The sequence below is a fragment of the Amycolatopsis sacchari genome, assembly GCF_900114035.1.
Classification (GTDB): Bacteria; Actinomycetota; Actinomycetes; order Mycobacteriales; family Pseudonocardiaceae; genus Amycolatopsis_E; species Amycolatopsis_E sacchari.
In genome coordinates, this window is the sequence record NZ_FORP01000002.1 from 62,931 (window position 1) to 84,578 (window position 21,648).

Genomic DNA, 21,648 nt, shown 5'->3' on the forward strand with positions numbered 1-21,648 from the left:
CGTTTCAAGCGGTCAGCTGCGCTATCCGGTCGGTGGTCCAAGTCCGGATCTGGTTGACGACGTCGAGTTCCGGTCGTCCTTGCCGCGCAAGGTCACGGGAGGTTCTGAATTCGTCCCACAACGCTCTCGCCGACGCCGGGACGGCATCAGGGTAAAGCACTTTTTCGCAGGAAACCCTGACGCGGTCGATCGCACTCTGCCCGTCGTCCCAATCCGCCAGGCGCGCCGCCCGGTCGTCGGGCTCGATGGAATAGCCGGTGGAAATCCGGTCGGTTTCGGCGCGGAGTTCCACAACCGCTTCGAGGCACACCCGCTTGCGTTCCCGTGCCTGCGCGTCGCTGTCGATCCTGAGCGGGACCCAGACGCTGGCGACACCCACCACCACGGCCACGAGCAGATTGCTGACACCCACGAAATCGCGTTTACCCGGCACGTTCCGGCTCAACATCGCCGGGCCACCTCGACAGTGGATGTGCTGCGTTTGGTGCCGTTCTTCGTGTCCACCGCGACCGTGCCGGTGAGGGAGCTGGTTTCGCAAGGCAATCGTGCGGCTTCAGCGTCGACGGTGGCCGTGAACATCAGGTACACGCCACCGTCGGGAGAGTAGGAACCGACGTTGATCCCTTTCGTCGCGAGGTCGTCACTCTCGATGGGTTTCCACTCGTTGCCGGTCGAGGAAGCGGAAATCTTCGTACTACCGGGAACATAGGTCAGCCCGGCCGGTAGTTCGCTCCGCACGACCACGTCGTTCTGCTCAGTGGTGCCGGTGTTCCGGTAGCGGATCTTGAAGTCGACGGCGTCGCCGTGGGCAGCGGTGGTGGAGGCGGACCAAGACTTACTGCCGGCAGGCGCGACCCATTGGTCGACCGTGAAGTTCGGTTGGTCGGTGAAGAACCGGAAGGTCACGAAGCCCGCACAGCCGTCGCCACCGGGCAGCAGGCCGTCCGGTTGCCCGCAGCCGACCGGGGTGCCCTGCATCGAGAAGAGTTCGTCGACGGGTACCGCGGTTCCGGTGGCCGAGTCGTCCCGGTACAACCAGGCCGAGCCGGGCACGATCCTGACCGCGACCGCGTCATCCGGCGAAGTCGCGAGTACGACGCCCTTCCACACCCGCGGTGGACTGGCGTTGGCCGAGGTGATGGTCGCGTTCAGCCTCTCCCGCCCCATGACGCCGGCAGGCAGGGTCACCGCCACCCGCGTGTTCCGGCTCGTCGCGTCGGCCGAGCGCGCGTCGTTGCGGAAGTAGATCCAGGCTTCGTACTCGGTCCTGGGCTTGAGCTGGACGAGCCCCCGCTCGGCCACGGCGGGATCGCCCGCGGGACGCACCGTCACGAAACTGCGCTCGTCGCCGTGGCGCGGGTTGTCGATCACCGAGTTGAGGACCGCACCGGCAGGCCGCCCGGCTTCGGGGTACGTCGGCCTGCCCGGCCCCCACCCCGCCTCGGCGGAACTCAGGTCGACGCCGTGGCCCTCCTCCGCGGTGCAGGCGGAAACCACGGTCACGACGGCACCGAGCAGGCACACCACGATCCGGGAACGCACCATCCCGCCTGGGCTCACAGAGTGAAAGATCGACTTCAGGAGCCCGGGTGTTACGGGCTGCACGGTGCTGTCCGGCCGGCCGCTTCACGGAGCGTCCCGCGTACGGACGCGGAGCCGACGATGCGGGGTCAGCTCGACCTGGCCGGGGCCCGCGTCCAGTACAGCGAGCAGGCCGCGCCTACCGGCGAAGGTGAGATCACGAAGTCGGTGCTGTGCGGCGTGGAAGGCTGCCGGCGAGCAAGCCGCCGGGTGCGACCTGCGGGGCTCCCAGCTGACCGGGGCACAGGGACTCGCGACACTCGGTGGGGGACGATCAGCACCGAGCAGGCCGTCTCGGTCGCCGTGCGGCTGGCGACGGAATGCGCCTGCGGGTGGAGGGGTGACGTCGGGCTCCGTCATCGAGCGCTCTGCCGGTGGCCGCCCTGGCGCCTGGTGGCCGTCGTCGCCGGAGCCAGCTGGCCCGCACAGGAGACACTGATCGCATGAGTGCGCGCGAACCCCGCTTTCCCGGGCTCGTCCTGCCCTCACCGCTGGTCGAACTCAGCGATGACCGCCTGCGTGGTCCCGGCATCCGCCTCTATCTGAAACGGGACGACCTCATCCACCCCGAGCTGCCCGGCAACAAGTGGCGCAAGCTCAAGTACAACCTGACCGTCGCCCGCCAACAGGGCCACACCCGCCTCCTGACGTTCGGCGGCGCGTACTCCAACCACCTCCGGGCGGTGGCGGCCGCCGGGCACTTCTTCGGCTTCGAGACCGTCGGAGTGGTGCGGGGTGAGGAACACCAGCCGCTCAACGACTCGTTGGCGTACGCGGTCGGCCGCGGGATGCGCCTGACCTACCTCGACCGCACGACCTATCGCCGCAAGGCCGAGCCGGACGTCCTGGCCGCCCTGTCCGAGGAATTCGGCCCCTGCTACATGGTGCCGGAGGGCGGCGGCAACGGGCTGGGCGTCCGCGGTTGCGCGGAACTGCCGGCGGAGATCGAGCGGGGCTTCGACGTCATTTGCTGCGCCTGCGGCACCGGTACCACCCTCGCGGGAATCGCGGCCGGGCTGACCGGTGACCAGCGGGCCTGGGGTTTAGCGGTGCTCAAGGGCGGCCGGTTCCTGGACGACGAATTGCGGCGGCTGCAGCGCGAATCCTTCGACCACGAGACCGACAACTGGACCATCGATTACGACTTTCCTTTCGGCGGCTACGCCAAGCGCACGCCGGAACTGGACGCTTTCATCGCCGACTTCACAACCCGGCACGGCATCACACTCGACTGGGTTTACGAAGCCAAGATGATGTATGGCCTGTTCGAACGCATCGGCTCAGGTGCGTTCGCGCCGGGGACGACCATCGTGGCGGTCTTGAGCTGAGGCGGCGGTGTTCTGAGATCACAAACGCAAAAAACCTCGCGGGCGACACGAACGCGCAACCCGACGCCGTTGAGGCCGCAGCCTCCGAAACTGATCCTCCTCTTGTTGACCCGAGGCTCTTGCGCGCCTGGACAGGAGAAGAATTCCAGGTATACCGCGACGTTGCGGCAAGCGACCCGTCCGCAGCCGTCATGGGCGCATGGCGCAGGCTTGAGAAGTTCATGCGAGCCTCGGACGGGTGCACGGCTGACGAAACAACTGCGTCGAGGTGGCGAATAACCTTCGGCGGCTTCGGAATCAAGCCACGCACGATCCCGACACCCAGGTCAGCACCAAGGACGCGCTCGATTACATCGCCGCGGCCGAGCGGTCAGCCGACGCGCTCGTCCTCGTCCAGCGCAAACTCCCGTAGTCAGGATCGTCCCCGCTATGCCTGGTCGCAGTAGGTCCGCTGAGCCCTCTTCGGCGTGATGCGAGCCGAGCTCACGGAGCCGTTCCGCGCGCTCCTCGACGCCAGGCACGTCGGCACGGCGTCATCCGCGGCTGGGGCACGTTCCGCCACCGTCCGCCCGTCCGGCGTCTTTCCGGCGTGGTGTGAACGAGCACGTTCTGGTGGGGGTCGTGGAGGCCTTTTCACACGTACCTAGCAGCGCTAAACGTCTCCTCACGATGGCGTTGGCGTAGCCAAACAGGGCGGAACCACCCTGGGAACGCCCGTCGTATCGCGTCATGCGTCAGCTCCGCCCGGTCGAGGTTGACGAGCTGGTGGAGGCATACCTCAGTGGAGCAACCGTGCGAGCTCTCGCTCAACGGTTCGGCATCCATCGCTCGACGGTCGGTTGGCACCTCCAGGGCCGCGGGATCAACACCACTCCACCAGCGCTTCAGCCCGACGAGGTCCAGCAGGCCGCCGAGCTGTACCGCTCCGGCTGGTCATTAGCCGGGATCCAGACAAGATTGATGCCGCTCCAAACACGGTGAGGGCCCAGCTTCTGAAGGTTGGCGTCAAAATGCGAGACGCCAAGGGCGCAAAAGGTAGAACTGCACCACCACAAACGCGCTCAAGTGAACAGATTGTATAATTTGACACATGCAAGTTACCTACTTCCCGTACCTATTCATGAACAATCAGGAGGAGCTTGCCCTCGACCAATTGGACGTGCGCGTATGGAACTACGACAAGAAGGCCGACACTTACATAACCTCGCCCGAACTCCGAAAAACGCTTGATGCCATCATGCAAACCAATGTTCACAGCAGATGGCCAATCAAGGATATGGGCATCATTTCCATCGGGGAGCCCGACTTCCGCGAGTATTCTCCAGAAGAAAAACAACTGTGCCAGGAGGTGAGGACAATACTGTTCATCAGCGCCCTTGCCCGTAGCGGTGTACTCGAACGAGGGCCGAACGTGGGCCATTACATAGCGACCTCCGAGAACTTCTCACTATTTGAACAGAATTTCCAGCCCGACACAAAATACACAGCTACTCAAGATGGCTACGTCGTAAACATGTGGCATGGCGGTCACGACATCACACAGGTACAGTTCCGAGCCCCAGAGTATGTTCCAAAGCCCATAGTATTTCAACAAGACACCAACCTGCTTGCCGCACTATTTACTCTGAGAAAGAAGCAGAAGCGACTATATCGACGCATCATGCGAGCGACCGACATGATGATGCAGGCCTACTACAATGACACCAAACTAAGCGAGGCAGCCCGAATATTGGCTATCGCCTCTGCTTATGAAATTCTGTTCGACCTACCCGAAAGTGGTCAGCGCCGAGCGCTACGCGACGAGTTTGAGCGTCTATTTGACCTTCCCAGCGACCCCCGACGCACCTTTGTTACCCACAAAGACCGTCGAGGAAAAACTCACAGGGCAAACAAGACGGTCAAGGTCTACTGGGCAAACAAGTTCTACGAACTTCGTAACGCAATCATTCACGGATCGCCCGTCAAGAGTGACGATTACGTGTTCCAAGGAGCGCAGCGATACTTCGACATTGCAGTGCTTTTTTTGTATTGGGTGTAAAGAAGTATATTGAGGAGAGTCGCTGCATGGAGGCAAGTTACGATCGGATAGTCTGGAAGAAAGTGGACAACTCAGACTATCACGCCGAGGCCCCAGACGAGTTCCCAGAATTTTACGAGGGGTTTGTCTACGATAAGGGCGATATACGCCGAATCGCTGAGCAGATGGTCAAGAGACTTGAGGAGCCGAGGTAGCACCACAAATCGGGAACCCGAATCATGGACCGCTTACACTGCCGTGAGCACAAACGATTTATCCCTCCAGTGCAACGCGGTCCCGTATGCCTTATCAACGACCCGAACGATCTCGGGTATTGAAGCTTCTTCGTCTTCACGGCAGCGATCGATCTTATTCTTGAGCACTGGCCATAGCTGATTAGCCAATGCCACCTTGCTCGGCTTATAGCTCCAGTCCCGCCACACGTTCTTGATATCGACACTGTGGTTTCCATTCCGCGCCAACCTTCGTAACCCCGCCAAAGCGCCGATGACATCCTCACGACTAAGGCCGTTCACGGTCTTGTGGATCGCCATGAGAGCGTCCGCCAGCTCCTCGTCCGCGAAGTGCGCAAACTCGTAGCACGACGCTGACCAGCGGTGGATATCGACAAGCAGGCTCAGCTCTTCCTCAGTGGTCTTGGCACCCTGGGCACGCAGTACCTGTCGAATCTCGTCGAGGATGCCTTCGCGAGTCCGCTCCCACTTGTCCGCAGCGAACTTGCCCTCTGGGTCTACGGCAACCATCAAGCAGGTCGGCGGCTTGAGTAGTTCCCAGTGGCCATCGGTCTCGCGCCTAGCGATCAAAGGTGCCGCTGCCAGAGCCGCGACCTTCTGGAGATCCTTGGTCGTCCCGCCAAGATGAAGCACGCGAACCAGCTCTGGCGCCTCCCGGTAGCCCAACTCAGCCGCGATCTTCATGACATGGAATTGTTCGCTCTCGCCTTCGACGGCCAGCACAACCCGAGGATGGGGCGAGAGACCCAGGCTCATTAGGTCCTGGTCCAAGCTGCCGTCACGGCGGCTCAACCGCTCACGCATCGGATGTGATGACTTTGACGAAGACCCTGAAAGCGGCTCCGCCAAGCCTCGGCCAGTCAGGTCTTCATAGAAGAGCAGCAGAATCTCAGCCGTCTGCCCCATGTCCATCGCCGCGAGCGCAGGTCCCTTGAGCTGCTCCCATGCCTTCCTCGGCGCCCGGCGGGCGAGCCTTCCCCACGCGCTACCCAGAGGATCAATCTGGGTAGCCCACGTGAGCAACACCTCAGCGTCTTCGGCAGCCTGCTCGGCGGAGTAGCCCAGCGCGTCACCTACGGCCACGGCGTCGAATGAGTCTCGGTACGCCGACCACTGCTCGAATGTCGTGTTCGACAGGTGCACAAAGGCCGGGTCGAGCTTCGTCCCGTAGCGAGCGTCAAGCGCGGTCGCAGCGACGGCGATACGGCGAAAGCTGGCTGCCTTCTCAACTAGGTACGGACTTGGAGCGGGCAAGGTCACTCTCCACTTGCCTCTACGCCACACTTCCCGCCGGCGAGATGCAGCGGCTCACCCGCGCCCTGGCTGAAGCCGAAGCGGAGATCAGGGCAGCCAGGACCACCACCAGCGACGTCGAAACCACCCTGCAGCAGGCCCTCACCGCTTCCAGCCACTGCGCCGCCGCCTACGTCGCCGCGCCCGACCACGTGAAGCGGCAGATCAACCAGGGGTTCTTTGAAAAGCTCTACATCGGCGAGGACGGCAGCGTCATGCGAGCCGAACTGACGGAGCCGTTCCGCGCGCTCCTCGACGCAGGGCACGTCGGCACGACGTCATCCCGGCCGTATCCGCACCGGCCGGGGCACGTGCCGCCGCCGTCCGCCCGTCCGGCGTCTTTCCGGCCGCCCAGGGCGATGACGGCGCGGCAATCACCGTCCGTACACAAAACACCACCCCCGCCGAGATTTCCCTCGTCGGGGGTGGTTTGAACGAGCACGTTCTGGTGGGCGCAGCAGGGTTCGAACCTGCGACCCCTTGCTTGTAAGGCAAGTGCTCTTCCGCTGAGCTATGCGCCCTCGCCCGGTGGCGCCCCACGGGGCACCACCGGGACGAGATCAGGCAGGCAGTTCCGAGACCGCCTTCTTCCAGGCCGACTGGTCGCGCGGCTCGCCGGGCTGGTTGACCTCCGCGAAGCGCACCACGCCGTCCTTGTCGATGAGGAACGTGCCGCGCAGCGCCATGCCCGAGCCCTCGTTGAACACGCCGTACGCCTTCGCCACCTCGCCGTGCGGCCAGAAGTCCGACAGCAGCGGGAACTGGTACCCCTGCTGCTCGGCCCACGTCTTGAGCGAGAACACCGTGTCGATGGACACACCGAGCACCTGCACGCGGCCGTCGTAGTCGTCGAACTCGTCGCGCAGCTGGCACAGCTCGCCGGTGCAGGTCCCGCTGAAGGCGAACGGGTAGAACACCAGCAGCACCGGCTTCTCACCGCGGAAGGACGACAGGCTGACCGGCTGCCTGTTGTAGTCGTTGAGCGTGAAGTCCGGGGCCTGGGAACCGACCTCTACCGCCATCCTGGCACACCTCTCCCGTCTCGCCTGAAGCTTCGCGCCCCAACCTTACCGGTCAGCGCTTCGACTTCGATTTGGGCGAGACCAGTTTGGTGCCCGCCCAGTTCGCGCCCACGCTGATGTTGGACGTCTGCGCGAGCCCGACCGTCGGCACGGCCTCGGCGATCTCGCTGGGCTCGACGTGCCCCGGCTGCCCCGTCTTGGGCGTCAGGACCCAGATCACGCCGTTCTCGTCGAGCGGGCCCCTGGCGTCCATGATCGCGTCGACCAGGTCGCCGTCGTCCTCCCGCCACCAGAGCAACACGACGTCGATGACCTCGTCGGCGTCCTCGTCGAGGAGCTCGCCGCCGATATGTTCTTCGATGGCGGCACGCAGGTCGTCGTCGACGTCCTCGTCCCAGCCGATCTCCTGAACCACCATGTCCGGCTTGATGCCGAGCCTTTCGGCGACGCTGCTGTAGTCAGCGTCTCCAGCGGCGACCACTGCTTTCACTCCTCCAACTACGACGGGTGACCGGCTGGTCCGGGCACTCGGATACACGGATGGGGCTAGCGAACACGCCCGCGGCCCGCGGCGCAACCGTCCACACCGGATCTCTCCCAAGTCGTTTCCCACGGTAGGAGCGTTCGAACCCTCCCGGCACCCCCCTTCGACCCGGCATTTCACCACGGCGAAAGAGCGTGACCTAGGGTGGAGAGGTCTCGCGCGCGTGCGCGCGTCTGCAGTATGCGAATCCGATCGCGGGACAGGCAAACGTTACCGCCGAGTAGCGATGACGGAGGCCCCGAAAAAGACGACGATGTCAGCAGGACCCCGCCCCAAAGCGGGTTCCTGGACGAGAAGTGACAACTGGCGAGGAGATCCCTTGGCCCCCCGAAACGACCAGGCCGCAAGCCCTGGTGCCCAGCCGGCACCGGCACGGGTGCGCGTCATCCGCGACGGATTGGCCGCGCACCTTCCCGACATCGACCCGGAGGAGACCGCCGAATGGCTGGACTCCTTCGACGAGGCACTCGCCCGTGGCGGACAGCAGCGGGCCCGTTACCTGATGTTGCGGATCCTGGAACGTGCCCGTGAGCGCAACGTCGGCGTGCCGCCGCTCACGGCCACCGACTACGTGAACACCATCCCCACCGAGAACGAGCCCTGGTTCCCCGGCGACGAGGAGATCGAGCGCCGCTACCGGGCCTACATCCGGTGGAACGCCGCGATCATGGTGCACCGCGCGCAGCGGCCCGGCGTCGGTGTCGGTGGCCACATCTCCACGTACGCCTCGTCGGCCGCCCTGTACGAGGTCGGCTTCAACCACTTCTTCCGCGGCAAGGACCACTCCGGCGGCGGCGACCAGATCTTCATCCAGGGGCACGCCTCCCCCGGCATCTACGCGCGCGCCTTCCTGGAGGGCCGCCTCACCGAGCAGCAGCTCGACGGCTTCCGCCAGGAGTACAGCCACGCCGGCGAGGGCGGCGGCCTGCCGTCGTACCCGCACCCGCGGCTGATGCCGGACTTCTGGGAGTACCCGACCGTGTCCATGGGGCTGGGCCCGATGAACGCGATCTACCAGGCCCGGTTCAACCGCTACCTGCGTGACCGCGGCATCAAGGACACCTCGGACCAGCACGTCTGGGCGTTCCTCGGCGACGGCGAGATGGACGAGCCGGAATCACGCGGCCTGATCCACGTCGCGGCCGGCGAGGGTCTCGACAACCTGACCTTCGTGATCAACTGCAACCTGCAGCGGCTCGACGGCCCGGTGCGCGGCAACGGCAAGATCATCCAGGAACTCGAGGCCTACTTCCGGGGCGCGGGCTGGAACGTGATCAAGGTCATCTGGGGCCGCGAGTGGGACGCGCTGCTGTCCGCCGACCGCGACGGCGCGCTGGTCAACGTCATGAACACCACCCCGGACGGTGACTACCAGACGTACAAGGCGAACGACGGCGCGTACGTCCGCGAGCACTTCTTCGGCCGCGACCCGCGGACGAAGGAGCTGGTCAAGGACCTGTCCGACGCCGACATCTGGAACCTCAAGCGCGGCGGCCACGACTACCGCAAGGTGTACGCGGCGTACAAGGCGGCGATGGAGCACCACGGCCAGCCGACGGTGATCCTGGCCCACACCATCAAGGGCTACGGGCTGGGTCCCTCCTTCGAGGGCCGCAACGCCACGCACCAGATGAAGAAGCTCACGCTCGACGACCTCAAGCTGTTCCGCGACTCGCAGCGGATCCCGATCAGCGACGAGGAGCTGGAGCGCGACCCGAAGCTGCCGCCGTACTACCACCCCGGCAGGAACTCGCCGGAGATCGAGTACATGATCGGCCGCCGCCGCGCGCTGGGCGGGTACCTGCCGGAGCGGCGGGGCCACCGCGCCAAGGCGCTCGTGCTGCCCGGCGACAAGGTGTACGAGGCCGTCCGCAAGGGCTCGGGCAAGCAGGAGGTCGCCACGACGATGGCGTTCGTCCGGCTGGTCCGCGAGCTGGCCAAGGACGCCGAGATCGGCAACCGGATCGTGCCGATCATCCCGGACGAGGCGCGCACGTTCGGCCTCGACTCGATGTTCCCGACCGCCAAGATCTACAACCCGCACGGCCAGACGTACACGTCGGTCGACGCGAACCTGATGCTGGCGTACAAGGAGTCCGAGCACGGGCAGCTGCTGCACGAGGGCATCAACGAAGCCGGCTCGACGGCCTCGTTCACCGCCGTCGGCACGTCGTACGCCACGCACGGCGAGCCGATGATCCCGATCTACATCTTCTACTCGATGTTCGGGTTCCAGCGGACCGGTGACGGGCTGTACGCGGCGGCCGACCAGATGGCGCGCGGGTTCGTGCTCGGCGCCACCGCGGGCCGCACGACGCTGACCGGTGAGGGCCTGCAGCACGCCGACGGGCACTCGCTGCTGCTGGCGCACACCAACCCGGCGGTCGTGGCGTACGACCCGGCGTGGTCGTTCGAGATCGCGCACATCGTCAAGGACGGCCTGCGCCGCATGTACGGCGAGACCGGCCCGGACGGCAACGGCGAGAACGTCTTCTACTACCTGACGGTCTACAACGAGCCGTACCAGCAGCCGGCGGAGCCGGAGAACCTCGACGTGGACGGCCTGCTCAAGGGCCTGTACCGGTACGCCGAGGCGCCGCGGGGCGACGGGCCGGAGGCCCAGATCCTGGTGTCCGGCGTGACGATGCCCGACGCGCTCAAGGCGCAGCGGATGCTCGCCGACGAGTGGGGCGTGCGGGCCGCGGTGTGGTCGGCGACGTCGTGGTCGGAGCTGCGGCGCGAGGCCGTCGAGGTGGACCGCGAGAACCTGCTGCACCCGGAGAACGAGCCCCGCGTGCCGTACGTGACGCGGACGCTGCAGGGCGAGCGGGGCCCGATCGTGGCGGTGTCCGACTGGATGCGCGCCGTGCCGGACCTGATCCGGCCTTGGGTGCCGGGCGACATGATCACCCTGGGCACCGACGGGTTCGGCTTCTCCGACACCCGGCCCGCGGCGCGGCGCCACTTCCTGGTGGACGCCGAGTCGATCGTGGTCGCGACGCTCACCGGGCTGGCCCGGCGGGGCGAGGTCGACCGGGCGAAGGTCGTGGAGGCGACGCGGAAGTACCGCCTGGACGACGTGTCCGCGGCGGGCCCGCAGCTGTCCGACTCCGGCAACGCGTGATCGAAGACGGGCGGGGCACCCGGCGGGTGCCCCGCCCGTCCGTTATCGAGGAGAGGTCTTGACGAAAAGGCGGCTGCCGAGGCCCGCGGAGCTGCGGGAGATCCTGCGGCCGAAGCCGTTCGTGGTGGATCCGGTCGAGCGCAGGCTCGCCGGTGCGCACACGATCGCCGATCTCCGGGCGATCGCCCGGAGGCGGACACCCCGTGCGGTGTTCGACTACACCGACGGTGCCGCCGAGCTGGAGGACAGCCTGCGCCGCGCGCGGCAGGCGTTCCGCAGGGTCGAATTCCACCCGAACGTGCTGCGCGGCGTCGCCGACGTGGACACGGGCACGACGGTGCTCGGGAAGCGGTCGGCGTTGCCGTTCGCCTTCGCGCCCACCGGTTTCACGCGGTTGATGCACCACGAGGGTGAGCGCGCGGTAGCGCACGTGGCGCAGCGCGAGCGCATCCCGTTCTCGTTGTCGACGATGGGCACGACGTCGATCGAGGACGTCGCGGCCGCCGCTCCCGAGGCCCGCAAGTGGTTCCAGCTGTACGTGTGGCGCGATCGCGGCGCGGGGCTGGAGCTGATGCGCCGGGCACACGAATCGGGCTACGACGCGCTCCTGCTGACCGTGGACACGCCGGTCGCGGGCGCGCGGATGCGGGACGTCCGCAACGGCCTCACGATCCCGCCCGCGCTGACGCCGCGCACGTTCCTCGACGGCGCGATGCACCCGGCGTGGTGGTTCAACCTGCTCACCACCGAACCGCTGGAGTTCGCGTCGCTGTCGGCGTGGGGCGGCACGGTCGCGGAGCTGATCAACAAGCTGTTCGACCCGACGCTGAACTTCGACGACCTGGCCTGGGTGCGGGAGAACTGGCCGGGCAAGCTCGTCGTGAAGGGCATCCAGAACTCCGACGACGCGCGGGACGTCGTGAAGCACGGCGCGGACGCGGTGGTGCTGTCCAACCACGGCGGCCGCCAGCTCGACCGCGCGCCGACGCCGCTGGAGCTGCTGCCCGCGACGCTGGACGCGCTGAGCGGGGACGCCGAGGTGTGGCTCGACACGGGCATCCTGTCGGGCGGGGACATCGTGGCCGCGATCGCGCAGGGCGCGAGCACGTGCCTCGTCGGGCGGGCGTTCCTGTACGGCCTGATGGCCGGTGGCGAGCGCGGCGTGCAGCGGTGCGTGGAGATCCTGCGCGCGGAGATCGTGCGCACCATGCAGCTGCTGGGTGTCCGCACGATCGACGCGCTGCGGCCGACGCACGCGACGCTGCGCTGACGGCTACGCGCTTGCAGGCCCCAGCAGCACGTCCAACCCCAGGTACTCCAGCAGCAGGTGCTTCAGATGGGCACCCTCGATGAGCTGTATCCGGCCGTGGCGGGCAGCGAAGTCGTGAGAGGCCTTACCGAACCGTGACGTCGTCACCAGTACGCCGCGACTCGCTCGTTTGTCGTCCATCACACCCGCGAGGGCACGCACCGCGTCCGGTTCGACCATGCTCTTGTAGCGCTTCGCCTGAATGACGCAAACGCCACCCATTATGGGGTCCTCGTTCACCGCGATCGCGTCCAGACCGTCATCCCGAGACGCCTGCGTCACCCAGGATTTCATCCCCATGGCTTCGAAGAGCTGCTTCACCAGCACCTCGAACTCGAATGGCCTCATCTCCAGCAGCACAGGCCGGGAATCCAGCCCGGCTACGACGTCCTGCGCTTCGACCAGCCGGTACTTTGAGAGATCGGGGTCGAAGATGGGGCGGACAGCTTCGAGATCCCACGGGTGAGGTGAGACCAGCGCGTTGAAATACCTCAGGCACTCGACCGGATCGAGCTCGGTCAGCACCAGGTGCTCGAACTGCTGACGAGTCGCCGAAACGCTGACCAGGCAGGGACGCTCAGGCTGGCCAGTGGCCTTGTTCCGGGTCGATACGTGAGCGTTGATCGCGACCTCGTCCACGAGTTCCGCGGGCCGGACTTCGAACACGTCGCGGATCGTGCGCAGCACCAGCTGAGCGACCAGGCGGGCGTACCGCTCCTTGATCTCCTTGGGCGGCCGCGGTTTCGCCGTGATCTCGTCTCGGGTCTTCACATAGGTGTATTCGCGGGCCTCGGGAATGACGTCCACGTTGGGCAGCTCTCGGATGAGCAGGAGTTTCCTGGCGTCGACCTGGTAGGCAACCTCGACGTCGATCGGTAGTTCCGCTGGCAGCGGCGAGCCTTCGACCAGCAGTTCGAAGTAGTCCTCGACCGCCTCGGGCTGCTTCGACAGAACCCGTTGTTCCAGGTCGTTCACCTGCGCGTTGTGTTGTTCGACGCCTTGCCTTCTCGACTCCTCGGCCTGCCTGTGTCTGGCCTGCATGGCCACCAGCGCACTGTTCCTGTCCCTCTCCCGTACCTGATACTGCGCAAGCTCATGTTCGAACCGGGCTCGGGCCTGATCCACGACCTTCTGGTACGACCCCTTGAACACTCGCGACATTCCGGACGGTGGAGGCGGCGCGTAGGCCGACCAATCGGGCTGGGCCGCGGGAGTGGCCAAATTTCGCGGAGGAGTGAATGGACGAGGACGATACGTCTGGCGCAGCTGAGCGAAAGAGAAGACGCCAGGACGGCGGAGAGCGCTCAACAACACCTGGTCAAGCTCGCCGATGCGCTCCTCCACTGTACGAGTGAGCACCGCCGCCTGATCCTGCTGTTGCTTGAGGTAGCGCTCACGTTGAGCTCGAGCTTCCTGCGCTTGAGCACGCTGTTCCGCCCGCGCGGCACGTTCCGCCTCCCGGCTCGCGCGTTCCCTCTCCTTGATGGCCTGATTGAGCTGCCGTTGCCGCTCACGTTCCTGCACCATCCGCTGGTGCTGCAACTCAGCGAAAAAACCACGTTTTCGACCCAAGGCAAGACCCCCATACGACGAATCCGGTAAGGGAGACTAGCCTAATTATCGGGCCGTGACGATGCGCCGACCTGGCGATCTTTCACCACACCATCCGAGCCGACGGTCGGAAAGACCATGTTCGGTTCGAAGTCGGAAATTCCTTCTTGCATGGAACACGTGAAGTGAGCTCCCAAGGCGAGCAGATCTCCCCGCACGTCTCGATCAGCGGAACGTCCGGCTTGACCCGCGGCGCGAAGCTCCTCATCCTGCCTTAGCCCGTACGGAAAGCGGCTTCCGCATCGTGGAATCGAGGTCGGCATGTTCGTGCAGGAGCTCGCACCGCTCGCCGGTTCGCTCGCGCTGTCCGCGCTCGTCGCGGTCCTGCCGCTCGCGACCGTGCTCGTCCTGCTGGGCGGCCTCCGCATGCGGGCACACCACGCGGCGCTGCTGGGGCTGCTCGTCGCGCTGGTCGTCGCCATCGCGGTCTACCGGATGCCCGTCGTGCAGGCGGTCTCCAGCGGGCTGCAGGGCGCGGCGTTCGGCCTGTTCCCCATCATGTGGATCGTCGTCAACGCGCTGTGGATCTACCGGATCACGGTGCGCACCGGCCACTTCGACGTGCTCCGCCGCTCGTTCGGCCGCGTCTCCGACGACCCGCGCATCCAGGCCCTGCTGATCGCGTTCTGCTTCGGCGCGCTCATGGAGGCGCTCGCCGGCTTCGGCGCGCCCGTCGCGATCAGCTCGGTGATGCTCGTCGCGCTCGGCTTCACGCCCGTGCGCGCCGCCGTCCTCGCCCTCGTCGCGAACACCGCCCCGGTCGCGTTCGGCGCGATGGGCACCCCGGTCGTGACGCTCGCGCAGGTCACCGGCATCCCGCTGGACACCGTGTCCTCGATCGTCGGCCGCCAGACCCCGCTGCTGGCCCTGTTCGTGCCCCTGCTGCTGGTGATCATCGTCGACGGCAGGCGCGGGCTGCGGGAGACGTGGCTGCCCGCACTCGTCTGCGGCATCGCGTTCGGCGCCGTGCAGTTCGCCGCGTCGAACTACGTTTCCGCGCAGCTGGCCGACATCGGCGCCGCGCTCGCCGGGGCGGCGGCGCTCGTCGCGCTGCCCGCCACGCGCAAACCCGCCCGCGAGGAGGTGCGGGCCGCCGTGCTCACCGGCGTGGCAACAGAAACGCTGGACCGGCCCGAGGACCGCGGCGAGATCGTGCGCGCCTACCTGCCGTACGCGCTGATCATCGTGATCTTCTCGCTGGGGCAGGTGCCGCCGGTCAAGCGGCTGCTGGACTCGGTGACGTGGAAGTTCCACTGGCCGGGCCTGAACGTGGTGGGCAGCAACGGAAAACCGGTCTCGGGCAACACGTTCTCCCTGCCGTTCCTGAACACCGGCGGGACGCTGGTGCTGATCGCGGGGATCCTCACGGTCGTCGCGCTGCGCGTCGCCGCGCGGGACGCGGTGCGGGAGTGGGGCGCGACGGTGCACGAACTGCGGTTCGCGATCCTCACCGTCATGGGCGTGCTCGCGCTCGCGTACGTGATGAACCTGTCCGGCCAGACGACGACCATCGGGCACCTGATCGCCGGAGCCGGTGCGGCGCTCGCGTTCCTCTCGCCCGTGCTGGGCTGGTTCGGCGTCGCGGTTTCGGGCTCGGACACGTCGGCGAACGCGTTGTTCGGCGCACTGCAGGTGACCGCCGCGCACCAGGCCGGGCTGTCACCGGAGCTGCTGGCGGCGGCGAACAGCTCCGGTGGCGTGCTCGGCAAGATGATCTCCCCGCAGAACCTCAGCATCGCGTGTGCCGCCGCGATGCTGCCCGGCGAGGAGGGGACACTGTTGCGGAAGGTGCTGCCGTGGAGCCTGGGGCTGCTGGCGGTGATGTGCCTGATCGTCGTGGGCCAGAGCACGGTGCTCAGCGGAATGCTGCCCTGAGCGACGAGTTTCCGGCGCTCGCGCGGTCTGCACCGGCATGAGCGACCTGGACGAACGATTCACCGCGGAGTTGCGCAAGAGCCCGGCCAAGGGCGGCTGGACCTACGTCGTGCTCCCGGGTTCCGCCGAGCTGTTCGGCACGCGCGGCCTGGTGAAGGTGCGCGGCACCATCGACGGGCTGCCGTTCCGCGGCTCGTTCATGGCGCTGGGCGACGGCACGCACAAGCTGCCGGTCAAGGCGGACCTCCGGCGCGCGCTCGGCAAGGAGGCCGGCGCGCGCGTGGAGGTCCACCTCACCGAACGGCTGGGCTGACCCGCGCCTTCGCGCGCGTGGCGGAGCGGTTCCAGCTCCACCAGCCGTGGATCACCAGCGCCGCGAACACCACGTAGATCGCCGCGGAGAAGTACAGCCCGGAGGCGATCTGCAGCGGCACGCCGACCGCGTCGACGGCCAGCCACACCAGCCAGAACTCGACCAGCCCCAGCCCCTGCGCGGCGAACGCGACGAGGGTGCCGACGAAGATCGCGGCGTCCGGCCACGGCGCCCAGGACGCGTTGAGCGCGTCCAGGAGCAACGCCATCCCGACCGTGCCGGCGACGAAGACACCCACCATGCTCAGCCGTTCGGCGAGCCTGCCGCGGCGCACCACCACGCCGTACACCGGGTCCTTCCGGCGCGTCCACGCCCACCAGCCGTACAGCGAGATCAGCAGGATCGCCACCTGCCGCGACGCCAGCCCGCCCAGGTGGGCACTGGTGTAGACCGCGAACAGCAGCACGGTCGCGCCGACCTGCACCGGCCACGTCCAGAGCGTCCGCCGCTCGGCGAGGAACACCACAGCCAGGGCGCAGATCTGCCCGACCAGCTCGGCGATCGAGATCCACTGCCCGAAAACCGTCACCCCGTGCTCCAGCAAGAAGTTCACGTGGTCGTCAACCGCCGGCGCCCGGCCGGGATTCCCCGTCCGGGTCCGTCTCACGTCGTGGGCACCGCACGATCGGGTGAGCAGGGTAGCGGTGAAAGATCCACAAGGTCCATAGTGGACCTACCGGTGGGGACCGGGGAGATGAGGCCGCCCGAGGACGCGCAAACCGCGACTCGGGCGGCCTCGCATTTTCCGCCTGTTCGCGCTTCGCGCTCCCAGGCGGCGCGAGTCCGCGTATCACCCGGGGGCCGAGCCCCCGGACCCCCGCGGTGCGAGCTCCTTCTGACCCAGCCTGGTGCTGTTGGTTAATTACCAGCATCCATGGTTGCTGTCCTACTGAGTGTGGCCTCCGGAGAGGGCTGCGAAGACGCCGGTGTTGCCTTCGGCGGCGGGGATGAAGTCGTCGGCGCCCGTCGGTTGTGCCTTCGCGGCGCCCACGCAGGCGCGGTAGTCGTACGCGGGTTCGTACCCCAGGTGCTTCCGCGCCTCCTCGATGCTGATCTCCAGGTTCCAGGTCAGCGGCAGCCGCACGGTCAGCGCAGGCACCCCGAAGACCTCCGAGACCGCCGCCGCCCCCTCGACGGACGAGGTGGGTTCCGCCGCGGCGATGTTGAACGCCCGCCCCACCGCTCCCGGCTCGGTCAGCGCCAGCCGGGCGCCCTGGGCGGCGTCACGCACGTCCACCATGCTCAGCGTCCACGGCCCGTCCGGGCCGACGAGGCTGACCGCCGTGTCGTCCGGGGCGTCGCCGACCTGTTCGTCGAAGAGGTCGACCAGCTTCGGCTGCCCCTCGAAAAGCGGCCACAGGGTGTTCTTCCTGCCCCTCTCCTGCTGGAACCGCAACCAGCCGCGGCGATATCCCAGCCGGTAAAGGGTGGCGGCTTCATCGGGACTGAGCACCGTGCCGAACCGCACTATCGAAAACGGAATTTGAAACTGCTCGGCCCGGTTCCGCAGGATGATCTCGCCGAGCAGTTTGCTGGTGCCGTAGTAGTCGGCGGGCTCCTGTGGCAGGTCTTCGGTCAAGGGTGTCGCCGGCGGCCTGCCGGGCCGGTACGTCGAGTCGGTGCTCGCCAGCACGAACCGCTCGAAATCCGGGGACTCGTGCAGCACTCCTTCGAGCAGGCGGAGGGTGCCGAGCGTGTTGACGTCGTAGAAGTCGTCGATGGGCAGGTCGCCGACCACCATGCGGGCCGCGAGGTGCACCACGTGCGTCACGCCCCGGCAAGCCTTGCTCACCGAGCGCTGATCACGCAGGTCCGCCTCGACCACCTCGGCTTCCGCGACCGAGGCGAGCTTCGCGGCGTGCGTGCTGCCGGGCGTCACCATCGCCCTGACCTCCCAGCCGGACGAAACCAGTTGCTTCGTCAGGTTCGCGCCCACCCGTCCAGCCGCACCGGTGACGAGAACTTTCATGCGGAGACCCTCTTTCGGACGAAGAATTCGGTCGTCAATTCCGGATCGACGGTGCCACCCGCCGCGGCGCTGTTCAACGAGCTGATTATCGCCGCACGTACGATCGGGGCACCATGACGCAGTCTGCGAAGCACCACGGGCTTTCCGACAAGACGTTGCGGCGGTTGGACCGCGCGTCGGGGCGGTTGGCGTCCGCCAGTGTCGCCGCGATGGAGCGGCGCCTGCCGTGGTTCACGCGCCTGCCCGCGGACCAGCGCGCGAGCGTGCTGATGATCACCCAGACCGGCGCGGCGGGCTTCGTCGACTGGCTGCGCGACTCCCAGGAAGCCCTCAAGCTCACCAGCGACGCCTTCCGCAGCGCCCCGCAGGAACTGTCCCGCTGGATCAGCCTCCGCCAGGCCGTCGGGCTGGTCCGCATGGCCATCGAGGTCTTCGAGGACGAACTGCCCGCCTTCGCCGCCAACGACGCCGAGCGCGCGGCCCTCATCGAGGGCATCCTCCGCTACGGCCGCGAAATCGCCTTCGCCACCGCCAACTCCTACGCCGCCGCCGCCGAGGCCCGCGGCGCCTGGGACGCCCGCCTCGAAGCGCTCGTCGTCGACGGGATCGTCCGCGGCGACGCCGAGGAATCCGTGCTCTCCCGCGCCGCGGCGCTCGGCTGGGACCCGGCCACGGCCGCGACCGTGCTGGTCGGCAGCCCCTCCTCCGACGACCCGCCCGCCGTCGTGTTCGAGGTGCGCAGGCTGGCCGCCCGGCTGTCCCGGCCCGTGCTGCTCAGCGTGCAGGGCTCCCGGCTCATCGTCGTCGCTGGCGGGCCCGAGGAGGACCTGGGCAAGCTCGCCGTCGTGTTCGGCGAAGGACCGGTCGTCGCCGGGCCGACCGTCGCCGACCTCGGCGAAGCCCACCGCAGCGCCGCCGAGGCGCTCTCCGGGCTGCGCGCCGTCGTCGGCTGGCCGGGCGCCCCGCGGCCCGTCCGCTCGGCCGACCTCCTGCCCGAGCGCGCGCTGTCCGGCGACGCGGAGGCCGAACGCCTGCTCATCGAGGAGATCGCCCAGCCGCTGGAGGACGCCGGCCCGAACGTCCTGCAGACCGTCGAGGCGTACCTGGAGTCCGGCGGGGTGCTGGAGACCTGCGCGAAAACCCTGTTCGTGCACCCGAACACCGTGCGCTACCGGCTGCGGCGTGCCACCGAGCTCACCGGCCGCAACCCGCTCGACCCGCGCGACGCGCTCGTGCTCCGCGTTGCACTGATGGTCGGCAGGCTTGCCCGTGCCCGCGGTCTCTGGTGACAGAACTCACGCGCCGCACTGCCCGAACCATACAAGACATTTCCCCCGCGACGGGCTGTGAGAGCTGGATCTTTGGAGGGTTCCTCCAAAAACGCGGCACGGACTTGGTGACCCCCGGCATCCCGGTCACGGCGAGTGGACGTGTTCCCTGGACACCGTGACAGCTCTCCTCGCCCCCGGACAGGGCTCCCAGGCCCCCGGTATGTTCACCCCCTGGCTCGAACTCGACGGCACGCGCGAGCAGCTGCGGCGCTGGTCGGAGCGCGCCGGCCTCGACCTCGTGCACCTGGGCACCGAGGCCGACGCCGAGACGATCCAGGACACGGCGATCACGCAGCCGCTGATCGTGGCGCTGTCGCTGCTGGCTTTCGAGCAGCTGTCCGACCTCCCCGCCGACGCGCCCGTCGCCGGCCACTCCGTGGGTGAGCTGGCCGCCGCCGCCATCGCGGGCGTGCTCTCCGCCGAAGACGCCGTCGCGCTCGCCGCCGTCCGCGGCGCCGAGATGGCCAAGGCCTGCGCGGCCGAGCCGACCAGCATGGCCGCCGTCATGCTCGGCGACCCGGACGAGGTCGTCGCCTGGCTGGAGGGGCACGGCCTCACCGCCGCCAACCGCAACGGGGCCGGGCAGGTCGTGGCCTCCGGTGCCGCTGACGCGATCGAGCGCATCGTCGCCGAGCCCCTGGAGGGCACCAAGGTCCGCCAGCTCAAGGTCGCCGGCGCCTTCCACACCGCCTACATGGCTCCCGCGGAGGAGGCGCTGCGCGCGCACGCCGCGAACATCACCGTCTCCGACCCGGTGCGCCCGCTGCTGTCGAACGCCGACGGCCAGGTCGTCACCAGCGGCGCCGAGTACCTGGACCGCCTCGTCAAGCAGGTCACGCGCCCCGTGCGCTGGGACCTGACGATGGACGGCCTCGTCGGGCTCGGCGTCACCGAGACCGTGGAGCTGCCGCCCGCCGGCACCCTCACCGGGCTGGTCAAGCGCCAGCTCAAGGGCACCGTGACCACGACGGTCGCGCTGAAGACCCCGGCCGACCTCCCGGCCGTGAAGGAGGTCCTGTGACCAGGTTGCAGCTCAAGCAAGGCCCGGCCGCCACGCGCGTCCTCGGCGTCGGCAGCTACCAGCCGGACCGGGTCGTCACCAACGACGACCTCTCCCAGCTCATGGACACCAACGACCAGTGGATCCGCGACCGCGTCGGCATCATCGAGCGCCGGTTCGCCGAGAAGGACGAGCTGCTGGTCGACATGGCCGTCACCGCGGGCCGCAACGCGCTCGCCGACGCCGGGGTGGACGTGTCCGAAGTGGACACCGTGATCGTGCCGAACTGCACCATGCCGGCCCCGATCCCCAACGCCGCGGCCCAGGTGGCCGACCGCATCGGGATCAAGGCCCCCGGCGCGTTCGACCTCAACGCCGCGTGCGCGGGCTTCTGCTACGGCCTCGGCGTCGCCTCCGACCTGATCCGGTCCGGCTCGGCGGGCAAGGTGCTGGTGATCGGCGCCGAGAAGCTCACCGACGTGGTGGACCCGGTCGACCGCGCGAACGCGATCATCTTCGCCGACGGCGCGGGTGCGGCCGTGGTCGGCCCGTCCGACGAGCCGGGCATCGGGCCGGTGGCGTGGGGCAGCGCGGGTGACCTCGTCGACACCATCTACATGCGCGACCACCGCTACATCTACCAGGAGGGCCAGTCGGTCTTCCGCTGGGCGACCACGCAGATCGCGCCGATCGCCTTGCGGGCGCTCGAACTCGCCGGGCTCGAACCGTCCGATGTGGACGTGCTGATCCCGCACCAGGCGAACCTGCGCATCGTCGAGGCCATCGCCAAGCGGCTGCGCGCCAAGGGCGCCCGCGAGGACATGGTCGTGGCCGACGACATCCGCTACTCGGGCAACACCTCGTCGGCGTCGATCCCGATGGCGCTGGACCACATGCGCAAGGCGGGCACCGTGAAGAGCGGGGACGTCGTGCTCATGGTCGGTTTCGGCGCCGGACTGTCCTACGCCGGACAGGTCGTCATCTGCCCGTGATACCACTTACCCCGGCGGGCGCCCG

General features: G+C 67.6%; 18 protein-coding genes and 1 tRNA gene. 10 read left to right on the forward strand and 9 right to left on the reverse strand.

Translation table 11 applies throughout. The annotated features are described in order from the left end of the window. Positions 1-4: 4 nt before the first annotated feature. Positions 5-448 carry a hypothetical protein gene (locus BMZ92_RS04365; protein ID WP_143249790.1) on the reverse strand — a complete coding sequence of 148 codons (444 nt, stop codon included), beginning with the start codon at positions 446-448 and terminating at the stop codon, positions 5-7. Beyond that, the gene (locus BMZ92_RS04370; protein WP_091504416.1) at positions 442-1,545 is read right to left on the reverse strand and encodes a DUF11 domain-containing protein; all 1,104 of its coding nucleotides are present in this window, start codon (positions 1,543-1,545) and stop codon (positions 442-444) included. Before BMZ92_RS04370 ends, BMZ92_RS04365 begins: the two co-directional genes overlap by 7 nt. A 479-nt stretch (positions 1,546-2,024) precedes the next feature. Between BMZ92_RS04370 and BMZ92_RS04375 the strand changes: the two genes are divergently transcribed. Both BMZ92_RS04375 and BMZ92_RS36750 read left to right on the forward strand, forming a co-directional pair. Next, positions 2,025-2,909 carry a 1-aminocyclopropane-1-carboxylate deaminase/D-cysteine desulfhydrase gene (locus tag BMZ92_RS04375; RefSeq protein WP_091504417.1) on the forward strand — a complete coding sequence of 295 codons (885 nt, stop codon included), beginning with the start codon at positions 2,025-2,027 and terminating at the stop codon, positions 2,907-2,909. A 1,090-nt stretch (positions 2,910-3,999) separates the two neighbouring features. Beyond that, entirely contained in the window at positions 4,000-4,947 is a 948-nt protein-coding gene (locus tag BMZ92_RS36750; protein WP_143249791.1) for a hypothetical protein, read from the forward strand. A gap of 227 nt (positions 4,948-5,174) precedes the next feature. Here the strand turns inward: BMZ92_RS36750 and BMZ92_RS04385 are convergent, their stop codons facing one another. After that, complete coding sequence (locus BMZ92_RS04385; RefSeq protein ID WP_091504419.1) at positions 5,175-6,440, reverse strand: hypothetical protein; 1,266 nt, start codon at positions 6,438-6,440, stop codon at positions 5,175-5,177. A 38-nt stretch (positions 6,441-6,478) separates the two neighbouring features. Here BMZ92_RS04385 and BMZ92_RS04390 point away from each other — a divergent pair, with 38 nt between their 5' ends. Further along, positions 6,479-6,907: a hypothetical protein gene (locus tag BMZ92_RS04390; RefSeq protein WP_091504420.1), complete on the forward strand. Its 429-nt coding sequence runs from the start codon at positions 6,479-6,481 to the stop codon at positions 6,905-6,907. Between the two features lie 12 nt (positions 6,908-6,919). On the opposite strand, the gene BMZ92_RS04395 is transcribed toward BMZ92_RS04390, so the two are convergent. The 3 genes from BMZ92_RS04395 to BMZ92_RS04405 all read right to left on the reverse strand — a co-directional run bounded on the left by BMZ92_RS04395 (position 6,920) and on the right by BMZ92_RS04405 (position 7,976). Further along, positions 6,920-6,994 (reverse strand) — tRNA-Val (locus BMZ92_RS04395). Between the two features lie 39 nt (positions 6,995-7,033). Continuing rightward, the gene (locus BMZ92_RS04400; protein WP_091504421.1) at positions 7,034-7,495 is read right to left on the reverse strand and encodes a peroxiredoxin; all 462 of its coding nucleotides are present in this window, start codon (positions 7,493-7,495) and stop codon (positions 7,034-7,036) included. Between the two features lie 52 nt (positions 7,496-7,547). Continuing rightward, positions 7,548-7,976, reverse strand: a complete 429-nt coding sequence (locus tag BMZ92_RS04405) for a DUF3052 domain-containing protein (RefSeq protein WP_091504422.1) — start codon at positions 7,974-7,976, stop codon at positions 7,548-7,550. A gap of 382 nt (positions 7,977-8,358) precedes the next feature. Here BMZ92_RS04405 and aceE point away from each other — a divergent pair, with 382 nt between their 5' ends. Both aceE and BMZ92_RS04415 read left to right on the forward strand, forming a co-directional pair. After that, the gene (aceE, locus tag BMZ92_RS04410; RefSeq protein ID WP_091504423.1) at positions 8,359-11,163 is read left to right on the forward strand and encodes a pyruvate dehydrogenase (acetyl-transferring), homodimeric type; all 2,805 of its coding nucleotides are present in this window, start codon (positions 8,359-8,361) and stop codon (positions 11,161-11,163) included. Positions 11,164-11,221: 58 nt separating this feature from the next. After that, positions 11,222-12,433: an alpha-hydroxy acid oxidase gene (locus tag BMZ92_RS04415; protein WP_091504424.1), complete on the forward strand. Its 1,212-nt coding sequence runs from the start codon at positions 11,222-11,224 to the stop codon at positions 12,431-12,433. A 3-nt stretch (positions 12,434-12,436) separates the two neighbouring features. Here BMZ92_RS04415 and BMZ92_RS38005 read toward each other — a convergent pair whose 3' ends face one another. Next, positions 12,437-13,999 carry a restriction endonuclease gene (locus BMZ92_RS38005; protein WP_245782895.1) on the reverse strand — a complete coding sequence of 521 codons (1,563 nt, stop codon included), beginning with the start codon at positions 13,997-13,999 and terminating at the stop codon, positions 12,437-12,439. A 345-nt stretch (positions 14,000-14,344) separates the two neighbouring features. On the opposite strand from BMZ92_RS38005, the gene BMZ92_RS04430 reads away from it, so the two are divergent. Further along, positions 14,345-15,958 (forward strand): L-lactate permease, encoded by a 1,614-nt coding sequence (locus BMZ92_RS04430; RefSeq protein WP_091504426.1) that lies wholly within the window; start codon positions 14,345-14,347, stop codon positions 15,956-15,958. Positions 15,959-15,995: 37 nt separating this feature from the next. Next, the gene (locus tag BMZ92_RS04435; protein ID WP_091504427.1) at positions 15,996-16,271 is read left to right on the forward strand and encodes a DUF1905 domain-containing protein; all 276 of its coding nucleotides are present in this window, start codon (positions 15,996-15,998) and stop codon (positions 16,269-16,271) included. Here the strand turns inward: BMZ92_RS04435 and BMZ92_RS04440 are convergent. Then, positions 16,252-16,884, reverse strand: coding sequence for a nicotinamide mononucleotide transporter family protein (locus BMZ92_RS04440; RefSeq protein WP_091504428.1), 633 nt, complete (start codon positions 16,882-16,884; stop codon positions 16,252-16,254). The two genes, BMZ92_RS04435 and BMZ92_RS04440, sit on opposite strands and share 20 nt — an antisense overlap. A gap of 333 nt (positions 16,885-17,217) precedes the next feature. Continuing rightward, positions 17,218-18,300, reverse strand: a complete 1,083-nt coding sequence (locus tag BMZ92_RS04445; protein ID WP_091504429.1) for an NAD-dependent epimerase/dehydratase family protein — start codon at positions 18,298-18,300, stop codon at positions 17,218-17,220. 113 nt (positions 18,301-18,413) lie between these two features. On the opposite strand from BMZ92_RS04445, the gene BMZ92_RS04450 reads away from it, so the two are divergent. The 3 genes from BMZ92_RS04450 to BMZ92_RS04460 all read left to right on the forward strand — a co-directional run bounded on the left by BMZ92_RS04450 (position 18,414) and on the right by BMZ92_RS04460 (position 21,623). Further along, positions 18,414-19,589 (forward strand): PucR family transcriptional regulator, encoded by a 1,176-nt coding sequence (locus tag BMZ92_RS04450; protein WP_091504430.1) that lies wholly within the window; start codon positions 18,414-18,416, stop codon positions 19,587-19,589. Positions 19,590-19,737: 148 nt separating this feature from the next. Continuing rightward, the gene (locus BMZ92_RS04455) at positions 19,738-20,652 is read left to right on the forward strand and encodes an ACP S-malonyltransferase (RefSeq protein ID WP_091504431.1); all 915 of its coding nucleotides are present in this window, start codon (positions 19,738-19,740) and stop codon (positions 20,650-20,652) included. Beyond that, positions 20,649-21,623, forward strand: a complete 975-nt coding sequence (locus BMZ92_RS04460) for a beta-ketoacyl-ACP synthase III (RefSeq protein ID WP_091504432.1) — start codon at positions 20,649-20,651, stop codon at positions 21,621-21,623. Before BMZ92_RS04455 ends, BMZ92_RS04460 begins: the two co-directional genes overlap by 4 nt. Positions 21,624-21,648 lie beyond the last annotated feature (25 nt).

Coding starts and splice junctions, on each gene's coding strand:
- BMZ92_RS36750 (WP_143249791.1), top strand. CDS start 4,000: ATGCAAGTTACCTACTTCCCGTACCTATTCATGAACAATCAGGAGGAG.
- BMZ92_RS04390 (WP_091504420.1), top strand. CDS start 6,479: ATGCAGCGGCTCACCCGCGCCCTGGCTGAAGCCGAAGCGGAGATCAGG.
- BMZ92_RS04445 (WP_091504429.1), bottom strand. CDS start 18,300: ATGAAAGTTCTCGTCACCGGTGCGGCTGGACGGGTGGGCGCGAACCTG.
- BMZ92_RS04435 (WP_091504427.1), top strand. CDS start 15,996: ATGAGCGACCTGGACGAACGATTCACCGCGGAGTTGCGCAAGAGCCCG.
- BMZ92_RS38005 (WP_245782895.1), bottom strand. CDS start 13,999: ATGGTGCAGGAACGTGAGCGGCAACGGCAGCTCAATCAGGCCATCAAG.
- BMZ92_RS04450 (WP_091504430.1), top strand. CDS start 18,414: ATGACGCAGTCTGCGAAGCACCACGGGCTTTCCGACAAGACGTTGCGG.
- BMZ92_RS04365 (WP_143249790.1), bottom strand. CDS start 448: ATGTTGAGCCGGAACGTGCCGGGTAAACGCGATTTCGTGGGTGTCAGC.
- BMZ92_RS04370 (WP_091504416.1), bottom strand. CDS start 1,545: ATGGTGCGTTCCCGGATCGTGGTGTGCCTGCTCGGTGCCGTCGTGACC.
- BMZ92_RS04430 (WP_091504426.1), top strand. CDS start 14,345: ATGTTCGTGCAGGAGCTCGCACCGCTCGCCGGTTCGCTCGCGCTGTCC.
- BMZ92_RS04375 (WP_091504417.1), top strand. CDS start 2,025: ATGAGTGCGCGCGAACCCCGCTTTCCCGGGCTCGTCCTGCCCTCACCG.
- BMZ92_RS04400 (WP_091504421.1), bottom strand. CDS start 7,495: ATGGCGGTAGAGGTCGGTTCCCAGGCCCCGGACTTCACGCTCAACGAC.